The sequence below is a fragment of the Methylobacterium sp. GXS13 genome, assembly GCF_001455965.1.
GTDB lineage: Bacteria > Pseudomonadota > Alphaproteobacteria > Rhizobiales > Beijerinckiaceae > Methylobacterium.
The window spans coordinates 570,386-583,672 of the sequence record NZ_LKKO01000001.1 but is presented as its reverse complement, the minus strand read 5'-3'; the positions used below and the strand labels follow the sequence as shown (position 1 = coordinate 583,672).

General features: G+C 67.6%; 14 protein-coding genes. 9 read left to right on the top strand and 5 right to left on the bottom strand.

Translation table 11 applies throughout. From position 1 onward, the window contains the following. Positions 1–228: 228 nt before the first annotated feature. Positions 229–1,200: a polyprenyl synthetase family protein gene (locus AO398_RS02845; RefSeq protein ID WP_058190467.1), complete on the bottom strand. Its 972-nt coding sequence runs from the start codon at positions 1,198–1,200 to the stop codon at positions 229–231. Positions 1,201–1,368: 168 nt separating this feature from the next. Between AO398_RS02845 and mtgA the strand changes: the two genes are divergently transcribed. Next, a complete protein-coding gene (mtgA, locus tag AO398_RS02840) occupies positions 1,369–2,019 on the top strand; it encodes a monofunctional biosynthetic peptidoglycan transglycosylase (protein ID WP_058190608.1) in 651 nt (216 codons plus the stop codon). 5 nt (positions 2,020–2,024) lie between these two features. On the opposite strand, the gene AO398_RS02835 is transcribed toward mtgA, so the two are convergent. Next, complete coding sequence (locus AO398_RS02835) at positions 2,025–2,579, bottom strand: hypothetical protein (RefSeq protein ID WP_058190607.1); 555 nt, start codon at positions 2,577–2,579, stop codon at positions 2,025–2,027. A gap of 217 nt (positions 2,580–2,796) precedes the next feature. Between AO398_RS02835 and AO398_RS02830 the strand changes: the two genes are divergently transcribed. Beyond that, complete coding sequence (locus AO398_RS02830; RefSeq protein WP_058190466.1) at positions 2,797–3,417, top strand: hypothetical protein; 621 nt, start codon at positions 2,797–2,799, stop codon at positions 3,415–3,417. Positions 3,418–3,438: 21 nt separating this feature from the next. Here the strand turns inward: AO398_RS02830 and AO398_RS02825 are convergent, their stop codons facing one another. Continuing rightward, entirely contained in the window at positions 3,439–4,677 is a 1,239-nt protein-coding gene (locus tag AO398_RS02825; protein ID WP_058190465.1) for an argininosuccinate synthase, read from the bottom strand. A gap of 204 nt (positions 4,678–4,881) precedes the next feature. Between AO398_RS02825 and AO398_RS02820 the strand changes: the two genes are divergently transcribed. From AO398_RS02820 to AO398_RS02790, 7 genes are all read left to right on the top strand, one after another. Further along, positions 4,882–5,508 carry a 2-hydroxychromene-2-carboxylate isomerase gene (locus AO398_RS02820; protein WP_058190464.1) on the top strand — a complete coding sequence of 209 codons (627 nt, stop codon included), beginning with the start codon at positions 4,882–4,884 and terminating at the stop codon, positions 5,506–5,508. 92 nt (positions 5,509–5,600) lie between these two features. Next, a complete protein-coding gene (locus tag AO398_RS02815) occupies positions 5,601–6,293 on the top strand; it encodes a DsbA family protein (RefSeq protein ID WP_058190463.1) in 693 nt (230 codons plus the stop codon). 216 nt (positions 6,294–6,509) lie between these two features. Further along, a complete protein-coding gene (locus AO398_RS02810; protein ID WP_058190462.1) occupies positions 6,510–7,082 on the top strand; it encodes a F0F1 ATP synthase subunit delta in 573 nt (190 codons plus the stop codon). A gap of 55 nt (positions 7,083–7,137) precedes the next feature. Further along, the gene (gene atpA / locus AO398_RS02805; RefSeq protein WP_058190461.1) at positions 7,138–8,673 is read left to right on the top strand and encodes a F0F1 ATP synthase subunit alpha; all 1,536 of its coding nucleotides are present in this window, start codon (positions 7,138–7,140) and stop codon (positions 8,671–8,673) included. 162 nt (positions 8,674–8,835) lie between these two features. Then, positions 8,836–9,726, top strand: a complete 891-nt coding sequence (locus AO398_RS02800) for a F0F1 ATP synthase subunit gamma (RefSeq protein WP_058190460.1) — start codon at positions 8,836–8,838, stop codon at positions 9,724–9,726. A 42-nt stretch (positions 9,727–9,768) separates the two neighbouring features. Further along, positions 9,769–11,226 carry a F0F1 ATP synthase subunit beta gene (gene atpD / locus AO398_RS02795; RefSeq protein WP_058190459.1) on the top strand — a complete coding sequence of 486 codons (1,458 nt, stop codon included), beginning with the start codon at positions 9,769–9,771 and terminating at the stop codon, positions 11,224–11,226. A gap of 151 nt (positions 11,227–11,377) precedes the next feature. Further along, positions 11,378–11,779 (top strand): F0F1 ATP synthase subunit epsilon, encoded by a 402-nt coding sequence (locus AO398_RS02790; RefSeq protein ID WP_058190458.1) that lies wholly within the window; start codon positions 11,378–11,380, stop codon positions 11,777–11,779. On the opposite strand, the gene AO398_RS02785 is transcribed toward AO398_RS02790, so the two are convergent. Together AO398_RS02785 and AO398_RS02780 are read right to left on the bottom strand one after the other, a co-directional pair. Further along, entirely contained in the window at positions 11,776–13,026 is a 1,251-nt protein-coding gene (locus AO398_RS02785) for a CCA tRNA nucleotidyltransferase (protein ID WP_058190457.1), read from the bottom strand. The genes AO398_RS02790 and AO398_RS02785 overlap by 4 nt on opposite strands. Continuing rightward, on the bottom strand, positions 13,023–13,280 hold the full coding sequence (locus AO398_RS02780; RefSeq protein WP_058190456.1) for a DUF6111 family protein: 258 nt from the start codon (positions 13,278–13,280) through the stop codon (positions 13,023–13,025). Before AO398_RS02780 ends, AO398_RS02785 begins: the two co-directional genes overlap by 4 nt. Positions 13,281–13,287: the final 7 nt, after the last annotated feature.

The following is a 13,287-nucleotide window of genomic DNA, read 5'->3' as shown; positions in this document are numbered from 1 at the left end:
GACAGGCCGGTCATGACGCTCTCCACGGACGGATCCGGATCGGTCATCATGTAACCGAGCCCGCCGAGCCCCGAGCCGGCGGCCAGGATGCGGGAGAGGGACGGACAGGAGGGCATGCCCGACAATCGAGGCTGTGCCCTTGCGGGTCGGTCAAACCGACCCGTTCAATTGTCGCGATCCGGCCATGCCCTGCCCTAGGAGCATGGGTCCGAGACGGCCCCGTGTCGCTCAGGTCTTGCGCGCGACCGTGAATCGGGCCGCATCCCGGAGGGTGCGCGCCTTCTCGCCCCAGAGCGCCACCGCGTCCTCACAGACGCCGACCAAGCGGTCGCATTCGGCCCGGGCGCCGTCGAGGCCGAGGCGGTCGACCAGCGTGGCCTTGCCGGCATCCTTGTCCTTGCCGGTGGCCTTGCCCATCGCCTCCGGGGAGGCTTCCCGGTCGAGGATGTCGTCGGCGATCTGGAAGGCCTGGCCGAGCGCCAGCCCGTAGCGCAGCAGCGCCGCCCGCTGCCCCTCGTCGGCGCCGCCGACGATCGCGCCGGCTTCCACCGAGAAGGCCAGGATGGCCCCGGTCTTCATCGCCTGCATCCGCAGGGTGTCATCCACATCCATGTTGGCCGCACCGAATCGCCCCTCGGCGGTGAGGTCGAGGAGCTGACCACCGACCATGCCGCCGAGACCGGAGGCGCGGGCCAGCCCGAGCACCAGGTCGGCCCGGATCCGCGCGTCCGGCTGCCAGGTCGGATCGGCCACGATCTCGAAGGCCAGCGTTTGAAGGGCGTCGCCGACCAGGATCGCGGTCGCCTCGTCATAGGCCTTGTGCACCGTCGGCTTGCCGCGACGCATGTCGTCGTCGTCCATGGCTGGCAGGTCGTCATGCACGAGGCTGTAGCAATGCACGAGCTCGACTCCGGCGCCGGCCGCCAGTGCCGCGGCCTCGGAGCCGCCCAGCATCCGGGCGGTCTCGATGGCGAGGAACGGGCGCAGGCGCTTGCCGCCGCCCAGCACGGCGTGGCGCATCGCTTCCATCAGACGTGGCGGTCGGGCGATCTCGCCGGGGCCGACCTCCGGTCCGAGACGATCGACCAGGAAGGTCTCGACCGTCTCGGCGACCTGCGCCAGCCTGTGGGAAAACTCGGAGGCGGGTGTGCCAGCCTTGACCGAACCGGTCTGAGCCTGCGTTGAGGAAGTCGAGGTCATCGGGCGCTGCGTCCGGTCTTGGCCTGGCGAAATCAATCGGGCGTCGCTTTGCGCGGAGACGAAATCAAGTTCGACCGAACCGGACCCAGGCGGACCGCGGCGTCTCGCGTGCACCCACGCGACCTGCCGCGCGCTCGCCCGAGGCGCTCCCGCCGTGTGCGCCGGATCGTGGGAGCGCTGCTGTTGCTCCCCGCCGTCGGATTCGTTTTCACGCTCACGCTGGCGCTCGTCTATAGCGCGGTGACGCCGCCGTCGACCCTGATGCTTGGGCGGTGGTTGACGCTTCAGCCTGTGAGCCGGGATCCGGTGCCGCTGGCGTCGATCGCGCCGGTGCTGCCGCAGGCGGTGATCGCCTCGGAGGACCAACGCTTCTGCCTGGATTACGGCGTCGATTTCGGCGCGATCCGCGAAGTCGTGGAGGATGAGGATTCGCCGAGCCGGGGCGCTTCGACCATCGCCATGCAGACCGTGAAGAACGTCTTCCTATGGCCGGGCCGGTCCTACATCCGGAAAGCCTTCGAGATTCCGCTCGCGCTTGCGCTCGACGCTCTCTGGGGCAAGCGGCGGATGATGGAGATTTATCTCAACGTCGCCGAATGGGGCGATGGGATCTACGGCGCGCAGGCGGCGAGCCGCCACTGGTTCGGAAAGGATGCCAGCCGCTTGAGCCGAAGCGAGGCGGCGCTGCTGGCCGCCGTCCTGCCGAACCCAATCACCCGCAGCGCCGGCCGTCCCTCCCCCGGCGTCCGCCGCCGCGCCGCACAGATCCAGGCGATGATGGGTCAGATCGAGGGGCTCACGGGCTGCCTGCGACGGTAATTCTTTTACGTTTGGCCGCGCGCTGTCCGCTCGCTGGCGCTCTTGATTGACGCGAGGGAACGGCGGCGAACGAGGCCGCTGACCGGGCGGATCAGGAGCCAGTAGGGCGTGAATTTCAGGCACGCGGCGCGGCTCGCGCAGGACACGCGCGTCTCGGCGATGAGCCGGGTCCGGCCGTCGGGATCGCGCTGCGCCGTGAAGGCCAGGGCGAGCTTGGCCGCTTGGGGCGCGTCGAACGCCAGGAAAGCGTCGCCGTCATTGATCGGCTCCAGGCCGAAATCCGGGCGCCAGAACCGGCCGATCAAGCCGTAGACGATCTCGGTCTCGCTTCGGTCGAGCACCGTGAACTCGTGGAAGCCGAACGGCGCCCACGTTGCCTCCGGCTCATGGAGGAGGCGCATCGGAAGTTCCCGCAGGCCGATCATGAACCGGAAGAACCGGTCCGGGTCCGGGCGATAGGCGACGACGCTGTCGAGGATCGAGGCCGGTTCGGCGGCCACCCGGCAGGCATGCGTCTCGCTGAACTGGTAGGTCGGCAGGTATCGGTCCAGGAGGCGCATGCCGGTTTGCGGCAGTGCGGGATTGCGCCGCTCGGGCCGATCGCCCCGCGCCGTCATATAACCGAACCAGCCATGGGCGTCCCCGACTCGCGACATCCGGACCCGATACAGGTTGATCGGACCGCACACGGATGCAAGCGGATTGCAGGCGGTAGCAGCCGCCGAATCGGCTCTGTAAGAGGGGCGCCAGATCCGCGACACCTGGGACCCACCGATTATGAACGACGCCGTCTATGACCTCACCCTCGAGCGCATCGCCCTGATCCGCCGGATGGTGGTCGCCTGGAACGGCGCCGAGCCCGGCGCGCCGATGATCCACCCGGAGGCGCCCTACGGCAGCCGGGACCGGGACGGCGACATCGCGAACGTGACGGGAGACGATGACGGTGCCGAGGAGGAGCATCGGGCGCTGGAGGATGGGATCGCCGTTTTTTCGCAGAACGCCAAGCTCAAGCCCGGCCGCTACCAGTACCACAACCCGCTCGCCAAGCTGGATTGCGCGGCGATCACCGACGTCTTCCGGGATGCCGCCACCGGCGAGACGCCCGAGCACATCACCTTCGCGGTGACGGAGGATCACCTCGCGCTGATCCCGCGGCTCAACCACATATGGGACGACGATCACGGCGTTCCGCGCATCGACCCGGAGCGGCCCTATGGCGGGACGGAAGCGTACACCCTCGACATGGGCCGCCATCTGGATGGGACGGCTGATCCGGACAGCCTGGTCCGGCTTCACCGCGAGATGCAGCCGGCCTTCCAGATCTTTCTGCGCTACGCGGATCTCGGGCCCGGCACCTACCGCCGGAACGCCGCGTCGGTGTGGGAGCCCGCCTGAGCGCGGGCCCCCGGGGGACGCTCAGGCGTCCCGCTTCTTGCGCTGCGCCAGGGTGCGCAGCCGGAGCGCGTTGAGCTTGATGAAGCCCGCCGCGTCGCGGTGGTCGTAGGCGACGGCGCCCTCCTCGAAGGTCACGAGGTCCTGGTCGTAGAGCGAGTGCGGGCTCTCGCGGCCGATCACGTGGACGCCGCCCTTGTAGAGCTTCAGCCGCACCGTGCCGGTGACCTTCTCCTGGCTCTTGTCGATCAGCGCCTGGATCATCTCGCGCTCGGGCGAGAACCAGAAGCCGTTGTAGATCAGCTCCGCGTATTGCGGCATCAGCTGGTCCTTGAGGTGGGCCGCACCCCGGTCCAGCGTGATCGACTCGATCGCCCGGTGGGCCGGCAGCAGGATCGTACCGCCCGGCGTCTCGTACATGCCGCGGCTCTTCATGCCGACGAAGCGGTTCTCGACGAGGTCGAGCCGGCCAATGCCGTTGTCGTGGCCGAGCTGGTTGAGCTTGGCCAGAAGGCTCGCGGGCGAGAGCTTTTCGCCGTCGATCGAGACCGCGTCGCCCTTCTCGAAGCCGATCGTGACGATGGTCGGCGTGTCCGGCGCCTGCTCGGGCGAGATCGTCCGGGAGAAGACATAGTCGGGCACTTCCACCGCCGGATCTTCCAGCACCTTGCCCTCCGAGGAGGCGTGCAGGAGGTTGGCGTCCACCGAGAACGGGCTCTCGCCGCGCTTGTCCTTGGCGATCGGGATCTGGTGCTGCTCGGCGAAGGCGATCAGCTGCTCGCGCGAGCGCAGGTCCCACTCGCGCCAGGGGGCGATCACCGTCACGTCGGGCTTGAGCGCGTAATAGCCGAGCTCGAACCGGACCTGGTCGTTGCCCTTGCCTGTGGCGCCGTGGCAGACCGCGTCGGCCCCGAGCCGCTCGGCGATCTCGATCTGCTTCTTGGCGATCAGCGGTCGCGCGATCGAGGTGCCGAGCAGGTACACGCCCTCGTAGACGGCGTTGGCGCGGAACATCGGGAACACGTAGTCCCGCACGAACTCCTCGCGCAGATCCTCGATGAAGATGTTCTCGGGCTTGATCCCCAGCAGCTCGGCCTTGCGGCGGGCCGGCTCCAGCTCTTCACCCTGGCCGAGATCGGCCGTGAAGGTGATGACCTCGCAGCCGTAGGTGGTCTGCAGCCACTTCAGGATGATCGAGGTGTCCAGGCCGCCGGAATAGGCCAGCACCACCTTCTTCACGGGGCTCTTCGCGGGATCGGACATGCTGGTTCCGGAACTGGTGCAGGGTGTCGGCGGCTTATCGCGGGTGTCATCGGCCTGCAACCGGCGTGCCGCTTCGCGCGTAGCCTGTTGCCGGACGATCGACAGCGTTTCGCCTCATGACGGCCTTGCGGCCGTGTCAGGCACGGCGCGGCGCGGGCATTGCCTGATCCCGGCCGCACGAAGAGCATCGGAGAAGCCAAGTCCATGGCGCGCCAGCCAACCCTGGAGTTCTGGTACGAATTCGCCTCCTCGTATTCGTACCTCGCGGCGATGCGGATCGAGGCCGCCGCGGCCGAGGCCGGGGTCGCGGTACGCTGGCGGCCGTTCCTGGTCGGGCCGCTGTTCGCGTCGCAGGGCTGGACCACCTCGCCCTTCAACCTCTACCCGGCCAAGGGCAAGAACATGTGGCGCGACGTGGAGCGGGAGGCCGCCCGGCTCGGGCTGCCGCCGCTGACCCGGCCGGCGCAGTTTCCCCAGAACAGCCTCAGCGCGGTGCGGGCGGCGGTCTACGGCCACGACCAGGATTGGCTGGTGCCGTTCTCGAAGGCGGTCTTTTCCGCGAGCTTCGCCGAGGGCCGCTCCATCGCCGAGCCGACCGCCGTGGTCGAAATCCTCGATTCGCTGGGTCTGGATGGGACCCAGACCGTGCGCGCCGCCGCCGGCGAGGCTAACAAGACCCGGCTGCGGGTCAGCGTCGAGGAGGCGCGCTCCCGCGGCATCTACGGCGCCCCGACTTTCCTGGCCGATGACGGCGAGCTGTTCTGGGGCAACGACCGCCTGGAACAGGCCTTGGCCTGGGCGGTGGGCGACCGTCCGGCCGGGATCCGGTAGGGCGGCGTTCACGGACCTGCGCCATCACCGTGACGCGACCCCGCAGGCCGGCTCAGTCTCGGCCAAACCGATTTTTTATCCCGGACACTTTCATGACGCTGTCCCGTCGTCACCTCCTCGCGATCGCCGCCGGCGCTTCCCTGGCTGCCGGACCGGGGCGTGCCGCCGCGCAATCCTACGGCCAGCGCGTCGCGGTCACCGGCGACGATGGGAGGCCAGTCGCGAACTCGATCCTGCCGGGGGAGATCACCGGGCAGATCCCGGGCCTGCGCGGCGTCACCTATGCCGGCCCGCGCGAGGGCCAGACCACGCTCTACGAGTTTTTCGACTTCAACTGTCCCTACTGCCGTAAAGCCGCAGCCGACGTCGTCGCCCTCCAAGACTCCGATCCGGATCTGCGCATCGGCCTCGTCAACAACCCGATCCTGTCGCCGCAATCCGCTCAGGCGGCCAAGGTGATGCTGGCCGTCCAGCGCAAGCTCGGCTCGGCCGCCGCCTGGAATTTCTACCGGACCCTGTTGAGCAAGCCTGGCCGCATCGACGGGCCCGGCGCACTGACGGCCGCGGCCGCGCTCGGCATCCAGCAGGCGGAGGTCGAGGAGATTGCCGACAGCGAGGAGGTCCGGCTGGCGCTCAAGGGTCAGATGCGGATGGCGGCCGATCTCGGCCTTTACGCAACGCCGTCCTACGTTCTTGGCAACAGCGGCATCCTCGGCCATCCGGGTGCCAACGCCATGGCGAAGATGATCGCCAGCACCCGGCGATGCGATCGGCTCGCCTGCTGAGGCCGATCGCGTCACACTTCCGCCGCCGTATCGCGCAGAGCCGTGCCGGCCCGTGTTGCGTGCGGCCATGCTGGCATGCTAGGCGGTCGCCGCGCCACAAGGGCTGGTTCTCGACCGTTCCCGTTGCTGGCGCGATCCCACGTCCCGAACGAGATCCGCACCGCGTTCCCGGCCGGAGCGCGCGGATCGGGCGGGCAACAGAGAAGAGAGCGACGGGTGGCGCAGAACGGTTCCGAGGCTGGTCCCCTGATCGCAGGCGTGGCGGGCCGGTACGCTTCCGCCCTTTTCGAGCTCGCGCGTGACGAGCGCCAGGTCGACGCGGTCGCCGAGGCTCTCAATCAATTCGATGCCCTGCTGAAGGAGAGTGCGGACCTGCGCCGCCTCGTCCGCAGCCCGGCTTTCACCCCCGTCGAGCAGACAGCCGCCATCGGCGCTGTCCTTGAGCGCGCTGGGATCGGTGGTCTGGCCGGCAACTTCATCCGCCTTGCGGCCTCGAATCGGCGTCTGTTCGCCCTGCCGGGCATGATCAGGGCCTTCCGGTCGTTGGTTCAGGACTCGAAGGGCGTCGTGCGCGCCGAGGTTCGAGTGGCCGAACGGCCGTCCGACGCGTTGATCGAGGAGATCAAGGCGTCGCTCCGCGACATCGCAAAGGCGGATGTCGATCTCGACCTCGTCGTCGATCCGAGCCTGATCGGCGGTCTCGTCGTTCGGATGGGCTCGCGCATGATCGACGCGTCCCTCAAGACCAAGCTTAATGGTATCCGCCTCGCGATGCGGACCGCGCAGTAAGCGCGCCGCATCCGATCCGAACATGCACTGACGATTTAGCGACAGAGGCCCGAGTATGGACATCCGCGCCGCCGAGATCTCCGCGATCCTGAAGGATCAGATCAAGAACTTCGGTGAAGAGGCCGAGGTTTCCGAGGTTGGTCAGGTCTTGTCCGTCGGTGACGGCATCGCCCGCGCCTATGGTCTCGACAACGTTCAGGCCGGCGAGATGGTCGAGTTCGAGTCGGGGGTGCGCGGCATGGCGCTCAACCTCGAGCAGGACAACGTCGGCATCGTCATCTTCGGCTCTGACCGTGAGATCAAGGAAGGCCAGACCGTCAAGCGCACCGGCGCCATCGTGGACGTGCCGGTCGGCAAGGGTCTGCTCGGCCGTGTGGTCGATGGCCTCGGCAACCCGATCGACGGCAAGGGCCCGATCGCCTCGACCGAGCGTCGCCGCGTCGACGTGAAGGCGCCGGGCATCATCCCGCGCAAGTCGGTGCACGAGCCGATGGCCACGGGCCTGAAGGCGATCGATGCCCTGATCCCGGTCGGCCGCGGCCAGCGCGAGCTGATCATCGGCGATCGCCAGACCGGCAAGACCGCCATCGCTCTCGACACCATCCTCAACCAGAAGCCCGGCCACGCCGCGGGCGGCGACGAGAAGTCGAAGCTTTACTGCATCTACGTCGCCATCGGTCAGAAGCGCTCCACGGTCGCCCAGTTCGTGAAGGTGCTCGAGGACCAGGGCGCCCTGGAATACTCCATCGTCATCGCGGCCACCGCTTCGGACGCCGCGCCGATGCAGTTCATCGCGCCGTTCGCCGGCTGCGCCATGGGCGAGTATTTCCGCGATAACGGCATGCACGCCGTGATCGTGTATGACGACCTGTCCAAGCAGGCCGTTGCTTACCGTCAGATGTCGCTGCTGCTGCGCCGCCCGCCGGGCCGCGAGGCCTATCCGGGTGACGTGTTCTACCTCCACAGCCGCCTGCTGGAGCGCGCCGCCAAGATGGGCGACGCCGCCGGCAACGGCTCGCTGACCGCCCTGCCGGTCATCGAGACCCAGGCCAACGACGTGTCGGCCTATATCCCGACCAACGTGATCTCGATCACCGACGGCCAGATCTTCCTCGAGACCGACCTGTTCTACCAGGGCATCCGCCCGGCGGTGAACGTCGGCCTCTCGGTGTCGCGGGTGGGCTCCTCGGCCCAGACCAAGGCGATGAAAAAGGTCGCCGGCAAGATCAAGGGCGAGCTGGCGCAGTACCGCGAGATGGCGGCCTTCGCGCAGTTCGGATCTGACCTCGACGCCTCGACCCAACAGCTCCTGAACCGCGGCTCGCGGCTGACCGAACTCCTGAAGCAGCCGCAATTCTCGCCGCTGAAGATGGAAGAGCAGGTTGCGGTGATCTACGCCGGCGTGAACGGCTACTTGGACAAGCTCCCGGTCAGCAAGATCCGCGCCTTCGAGGACAGCCTGCTCAGCACGCTGCGCACGAAGCATCAGGACCTGCTCAACGCCATCGCCACCTCGAAGGACCTGTCGGACGAGAGCGCCGGCAAGCTGAAGAGCGTGGTTGAGGGCGTGGCCAAGTCGATCGGCAACTGATCGGACGCGTACCCTAGTGACCTCCCTGCCGCCGGTGGGGAGGGTTTGGGGTGGGTCTGGCGTTGATTGCACCGTCGGCGGCCAGACCCGGCACGACCCCCACCTTCGGCTCCTCCCCGCATGGGGGAGGAGAGGCCCTGGAACGGATCTGGACGCGGCCCGATGGCGAGTTTGAAGGACCTGCGCAACCGCATCACCTCGGTGAAGGCGACGCAGAAGATCACCAAGGCCATGCAGATGGTCGCTGCGGCCAAGCTGCGCCGGGCGCAGATGGCCGCCGAGGCCGGGCGTCCGTTCGCCGAGAAGATGGCTCAGGTGCTCGGCAACCTTGCCGGAAATCTGGTCGGCGGCGTCGGCGCCCCGAAGCTGCTGTCAGGCACGGGTGCTGAGCAGACCCACCTCTTGGTCGTCTGCACCGGCGATCGCGGCCTGTGCGGCGCTTTCAACTCCTCGATCGTCCGCTTGGCGGTCCGGGAATACATCTTGAAGCTTACTTCCGAGGGCAAGACCGTCAAGATCATGACGGTCGGCAAGAAGGGCAACGACCAGCTGCGCCGCCTCTACCGCGACCAGATCGTCGAGAGCATGGATATTCGTGGCAACCGCCCGGTCGATTACGAGTTCGCCGCAGAGATCGCCAACAAGATCCTGGTGCGTTTCGAGGCCGGCGAGTTCGACGTCGCGACCCTCTTCTATTCGGAGTTCCGATCAGTGATCTCGCAGGTCCCAACTGCGCAGCGCTTGATCCCGGCGGAGCTTCCGGCGGTGGATACCTCCGCGAAGGCCACGCTCGGCAACGCGGCCCTGGAATTCGAGCCTTCCGAAGAGGCGATCCTCGAGACGCTGCTTCCGAAGAACCTCACGGTGCAGGTCTATCGCGCGCTTTTGGAAAACGCCGCGTCCGAGCAGGGTGCGCGCATGAGCGCCATGGACTCGGCCACCCGCAATGCGGGCGAGATGATCAAGAAGCAGACGCTGATCTACAACCGGACGCGTCAGGCCATGATCACCAAAGAACTCATCGAGATCATCTCGGGCGCGGAAGCCCTCTGAGGCTCCGCGACCTGAACGCACAGCTTGAAGGGTAGGTTTACGATGGCGAACACCGCACTCCCCGGCGCCGGCTCCAACAAGGTCGGTAAGATCACCCAGGTCATCGGCCCCGTGGTCGACGTTCAGTTCGACGGGCATCTGCCCGAAATCCTCAACGCCCTGGAGACCAGGAACAACGGCGCCCGCCTCGTTCTTGAGGTCGCCCAGCAGCTCGGCGAAAGCACCGTGCGCTGCATCGCCATGGACACGTCCGAGGGCCTGACTCGCGGTCAGGAATGCACGGATACCGGTGAGCCGATCAAGGTGCCGGTGGGCATGAACACCCTGGGCCGGATCATGAACGTCATCGGCGAGCCGATCGACGAGCTCGGCCCGGTGGTGTGCGATACCTACCGCGCCATTCACCAGCCGGCCCCGTCCTATGCCGATCAGTCGACCGAGGCGCAGATCCTCGTCACCGGCATCAAGGTCGTTGATTTGCTGGCCCCCTACTCCAAGGGCGGTAAGGTCGGCCTGTTCGGCGGCCCCGGCGTCGGCAAGACCGTTCTGATCATGGAGCTAATCAACAACATCGCCAAGGTGCACTCCGGCTATTCCGTGTTCGCCGGCGTCGGCGAGCGCACCCGCGAGGGCAACGATCTCTATCACGAGATGATCGAGTCCAAGGTGAACGTCGACCCGAAGGAGCATGGCGGCTCGGCCGAGGGCTCCAAGTGCGCCCTGGTCTATGGCCAGATGAACGAGTCCCCCGGCGCCCGGTCCCGTGTGGCGCTCACCGGCTTGACCATTGCGGAGCAGTTCCGCGACGAGGGCCAGGACGTGCTGTTCTTCGTGGACAACATCTTCCGCTTCACCCAGGCGGGCTCCGAGGTGTCGGCTCTGCTCGGTCGCATCCCGTCGGCGGTGGGCTACCAGCCGACGCTCGCCACCGACATGGGCGCCCTCCAGGAGCGCATCACCACCACCACCAAGGGTTCGATCACCTCCGTCCAGGCCATCTACGTGCCGGCCGACGATCTGACCGACCCGGCGCCCGCCGCGTCCTTCGCCCACCTCGACGCCACGACCGTGCTGTCGCGCTCGATCGCCGAGAAGGGCATCTACCCGGCGGTGGATCCGCTGGACTCGACCTCGCGCATGTTGTCGCCGGCGATCCTCGGCGAGGAGCATTACGACGTCGCCCGCCGCGTCCAGCAGACGCTGCAGCGCTACAAGGCCCTCCAGGACATCATCGCGATCCTGGGCATGGACGAGCTGTCCGAGGAGGATAAGCTCACCGTCGCCCGTGCCCGCAAGATCGAGCGCTTCTTCTCACAGCCCTTCACGGTGGCCGAGGTGTTCACCGGTTCGCCGGGCGTGCAGGTGCCGCTGGAAGACACCATCAAGGGCTTCAAAGGCCTGGTGAACGGCGACTACGACGACCTGCCGGAGGCCGCCTTCTACATGGTCGGCACCATCGAGCAGGCCCAGGAGAAGGCCAAGAAGCTGAAGGCGGCGTAAGCTGCTCCCTTCCCTCCCCCTTGCGGGGAGGGGTCGGGGGTGGGGGTGGTTCAGGCTTGAGCGTTTCGGTGCCGTCTGCACCACCCCCACCTCCACCTTCTCCCCGCAAGGGGGAGGAGCGCACGTTGCGGGTTCGGGAAGCTAGAGACCGATGGCCACCTTCCACTTCGATTTCGTCGGCCCTGAGCGGACGCTGTATTCCGGCGAAGTGACCGCCGTTCAGCTGCCTGGAACCGAGGGCGAGATGACCGTGATGCCGGGCCATGCCCCGGTCCTGACCTCCCTGCGGGTCGGTGTCATCGTGATCACCGAGAGCCAGGGCAGCGGCAAGCGGATCTACGTCCGTGGCGGCTTCGCTGATATCGGCCCGACCGCCGTCACCGTCCTCGCCGAGCGCGCCGCGCCGATCGAGGAGCTGACCCACGAATCCCTCGACCGGGATATCGAAGCGGCCGAGTTGCAGCGCGACGCCACCGAGGATCTGCAGAAGCGGGAAGATCTGAACGGTCAGATCGTCCAGCTCCAAGAGACCAAGGCGCTCCTCAAGCTTTAAGGTTTCGTCTGGCGAGCGCCGTCCAGCGCGCGCCTGAGCAGCTCGGCCCGCGCCTCCGCGCCGGTCGGGCATCCGCGCTCGAGCCAGAAAGCCCGAGCTGCGGCCAGGCCCCGGCCGATCGCCGGCCCGGCTGCCAGGCCCGCCGCCACCAGCGCCGCTCCCGCCAGCGGAAAGCGCGGTGCTCCCCCTTCCCCGCCTAGCGTCGCAAGCGCCTGCCGAGCCTCATCATCCAGAACGGGCCTCGGCTCGCCGGCCAGGATCGCCAGCGTCTCGGTGATCAAGGACAGGCCATGCACGGCTGCGAGGGCTCGCGCCGCCACCGAACTGATCGCCGCGCGGCCGTGAAGGTCCGCGAGCGCGTCGGCGTAGCCAGTCAGCGTTGCATGTTCCGGGTTCGACAGGCGCAGTCGGTCGCGCAGGCGGTCGGCATCGTGCCGACCACCCACCGAAAGCGCCGCGAGTCGCATCACGGGCGCGAGCGAAGCGGCCATTGCTCGATCCAGCCGCCCGAACTCGGCGACGCCGCCTGTGATCTGCTGAAGCAGACCGGTGGCACTCAGGGTACGGACCATCGCGAGACCGCCCTGGGCGTCCAGCAGCTTGAGAAATTCCGACCGGACTCGCTCGCGCGACAGTTGGTCCAGCGCGTCCCGGGCGGCGACGCAGGCGATGAGCGCCGCCTCATCCGGCTGCCCGGCGCCGAAACGTGCATGGAAGCGGAAGAAGCGCAGAATCCGCAAGGCATCCTCGCGGATACGGGTTGCCGGATCCCCGATGAACCGGATCCGTCCCACTTCGAGATCGGCGAGGCCCCCGACCGTGTCATGCAGGCGCCCGTCGGCCCCAAGCGAGAGCGCGTTGACGGTAAAGTCGCGCCGCTCTGCATCCCTGGCGAAATCGGTACCGAAGCGCACGACGGCGTGGCGCCCGTCGGTCTCGACATCTTCGCGGAGGGTGGTGACCTCGATCGGCCCTTGCTCGGTGATGAGGGTGATCGTGCCGTGCTCGATCCCCGTTGGCACCGCCTTCAGGCCCGGCACCGCGCGGGCAGCGGCCATCACTGCCTCTGGTAGGAGCGTGGTCGCGAGGTCGATATCGGCGGATGGCTTGCCCAGAAGCGCATCCCGCACGCAGCCACCGACAAGGCGGGTTTCCGCGTTCGATGCATCCAGGGCCGCGAGCGCGTGATGTACGCCGGGTTGCGCAAGCAAGGCCGTCAAAGCGCCGTGGTTGAGCGGCTGCGTCACTTGAATTCACCCGGCACGAGGCGGCCGTTCTCCATGTGGGTCGGAACGTAGCCGCCGGCCCGGCGCTCCGAGAACAGGCCCTCGTAGACCAGCGTGCCGATCACCACGGCGAGGCCGGCCAGCACCAGGCGGACGATATGCGGATCCCAATGCACCCGCCGCAGCGGGTTGCGGCCGACCAGCAGAAGGTAGACCACGAATAGCACGAAGGGGATGAGGAAGAGGCCGAACTCTTCGATGAGGCGGCGCAGCATGGGTGTG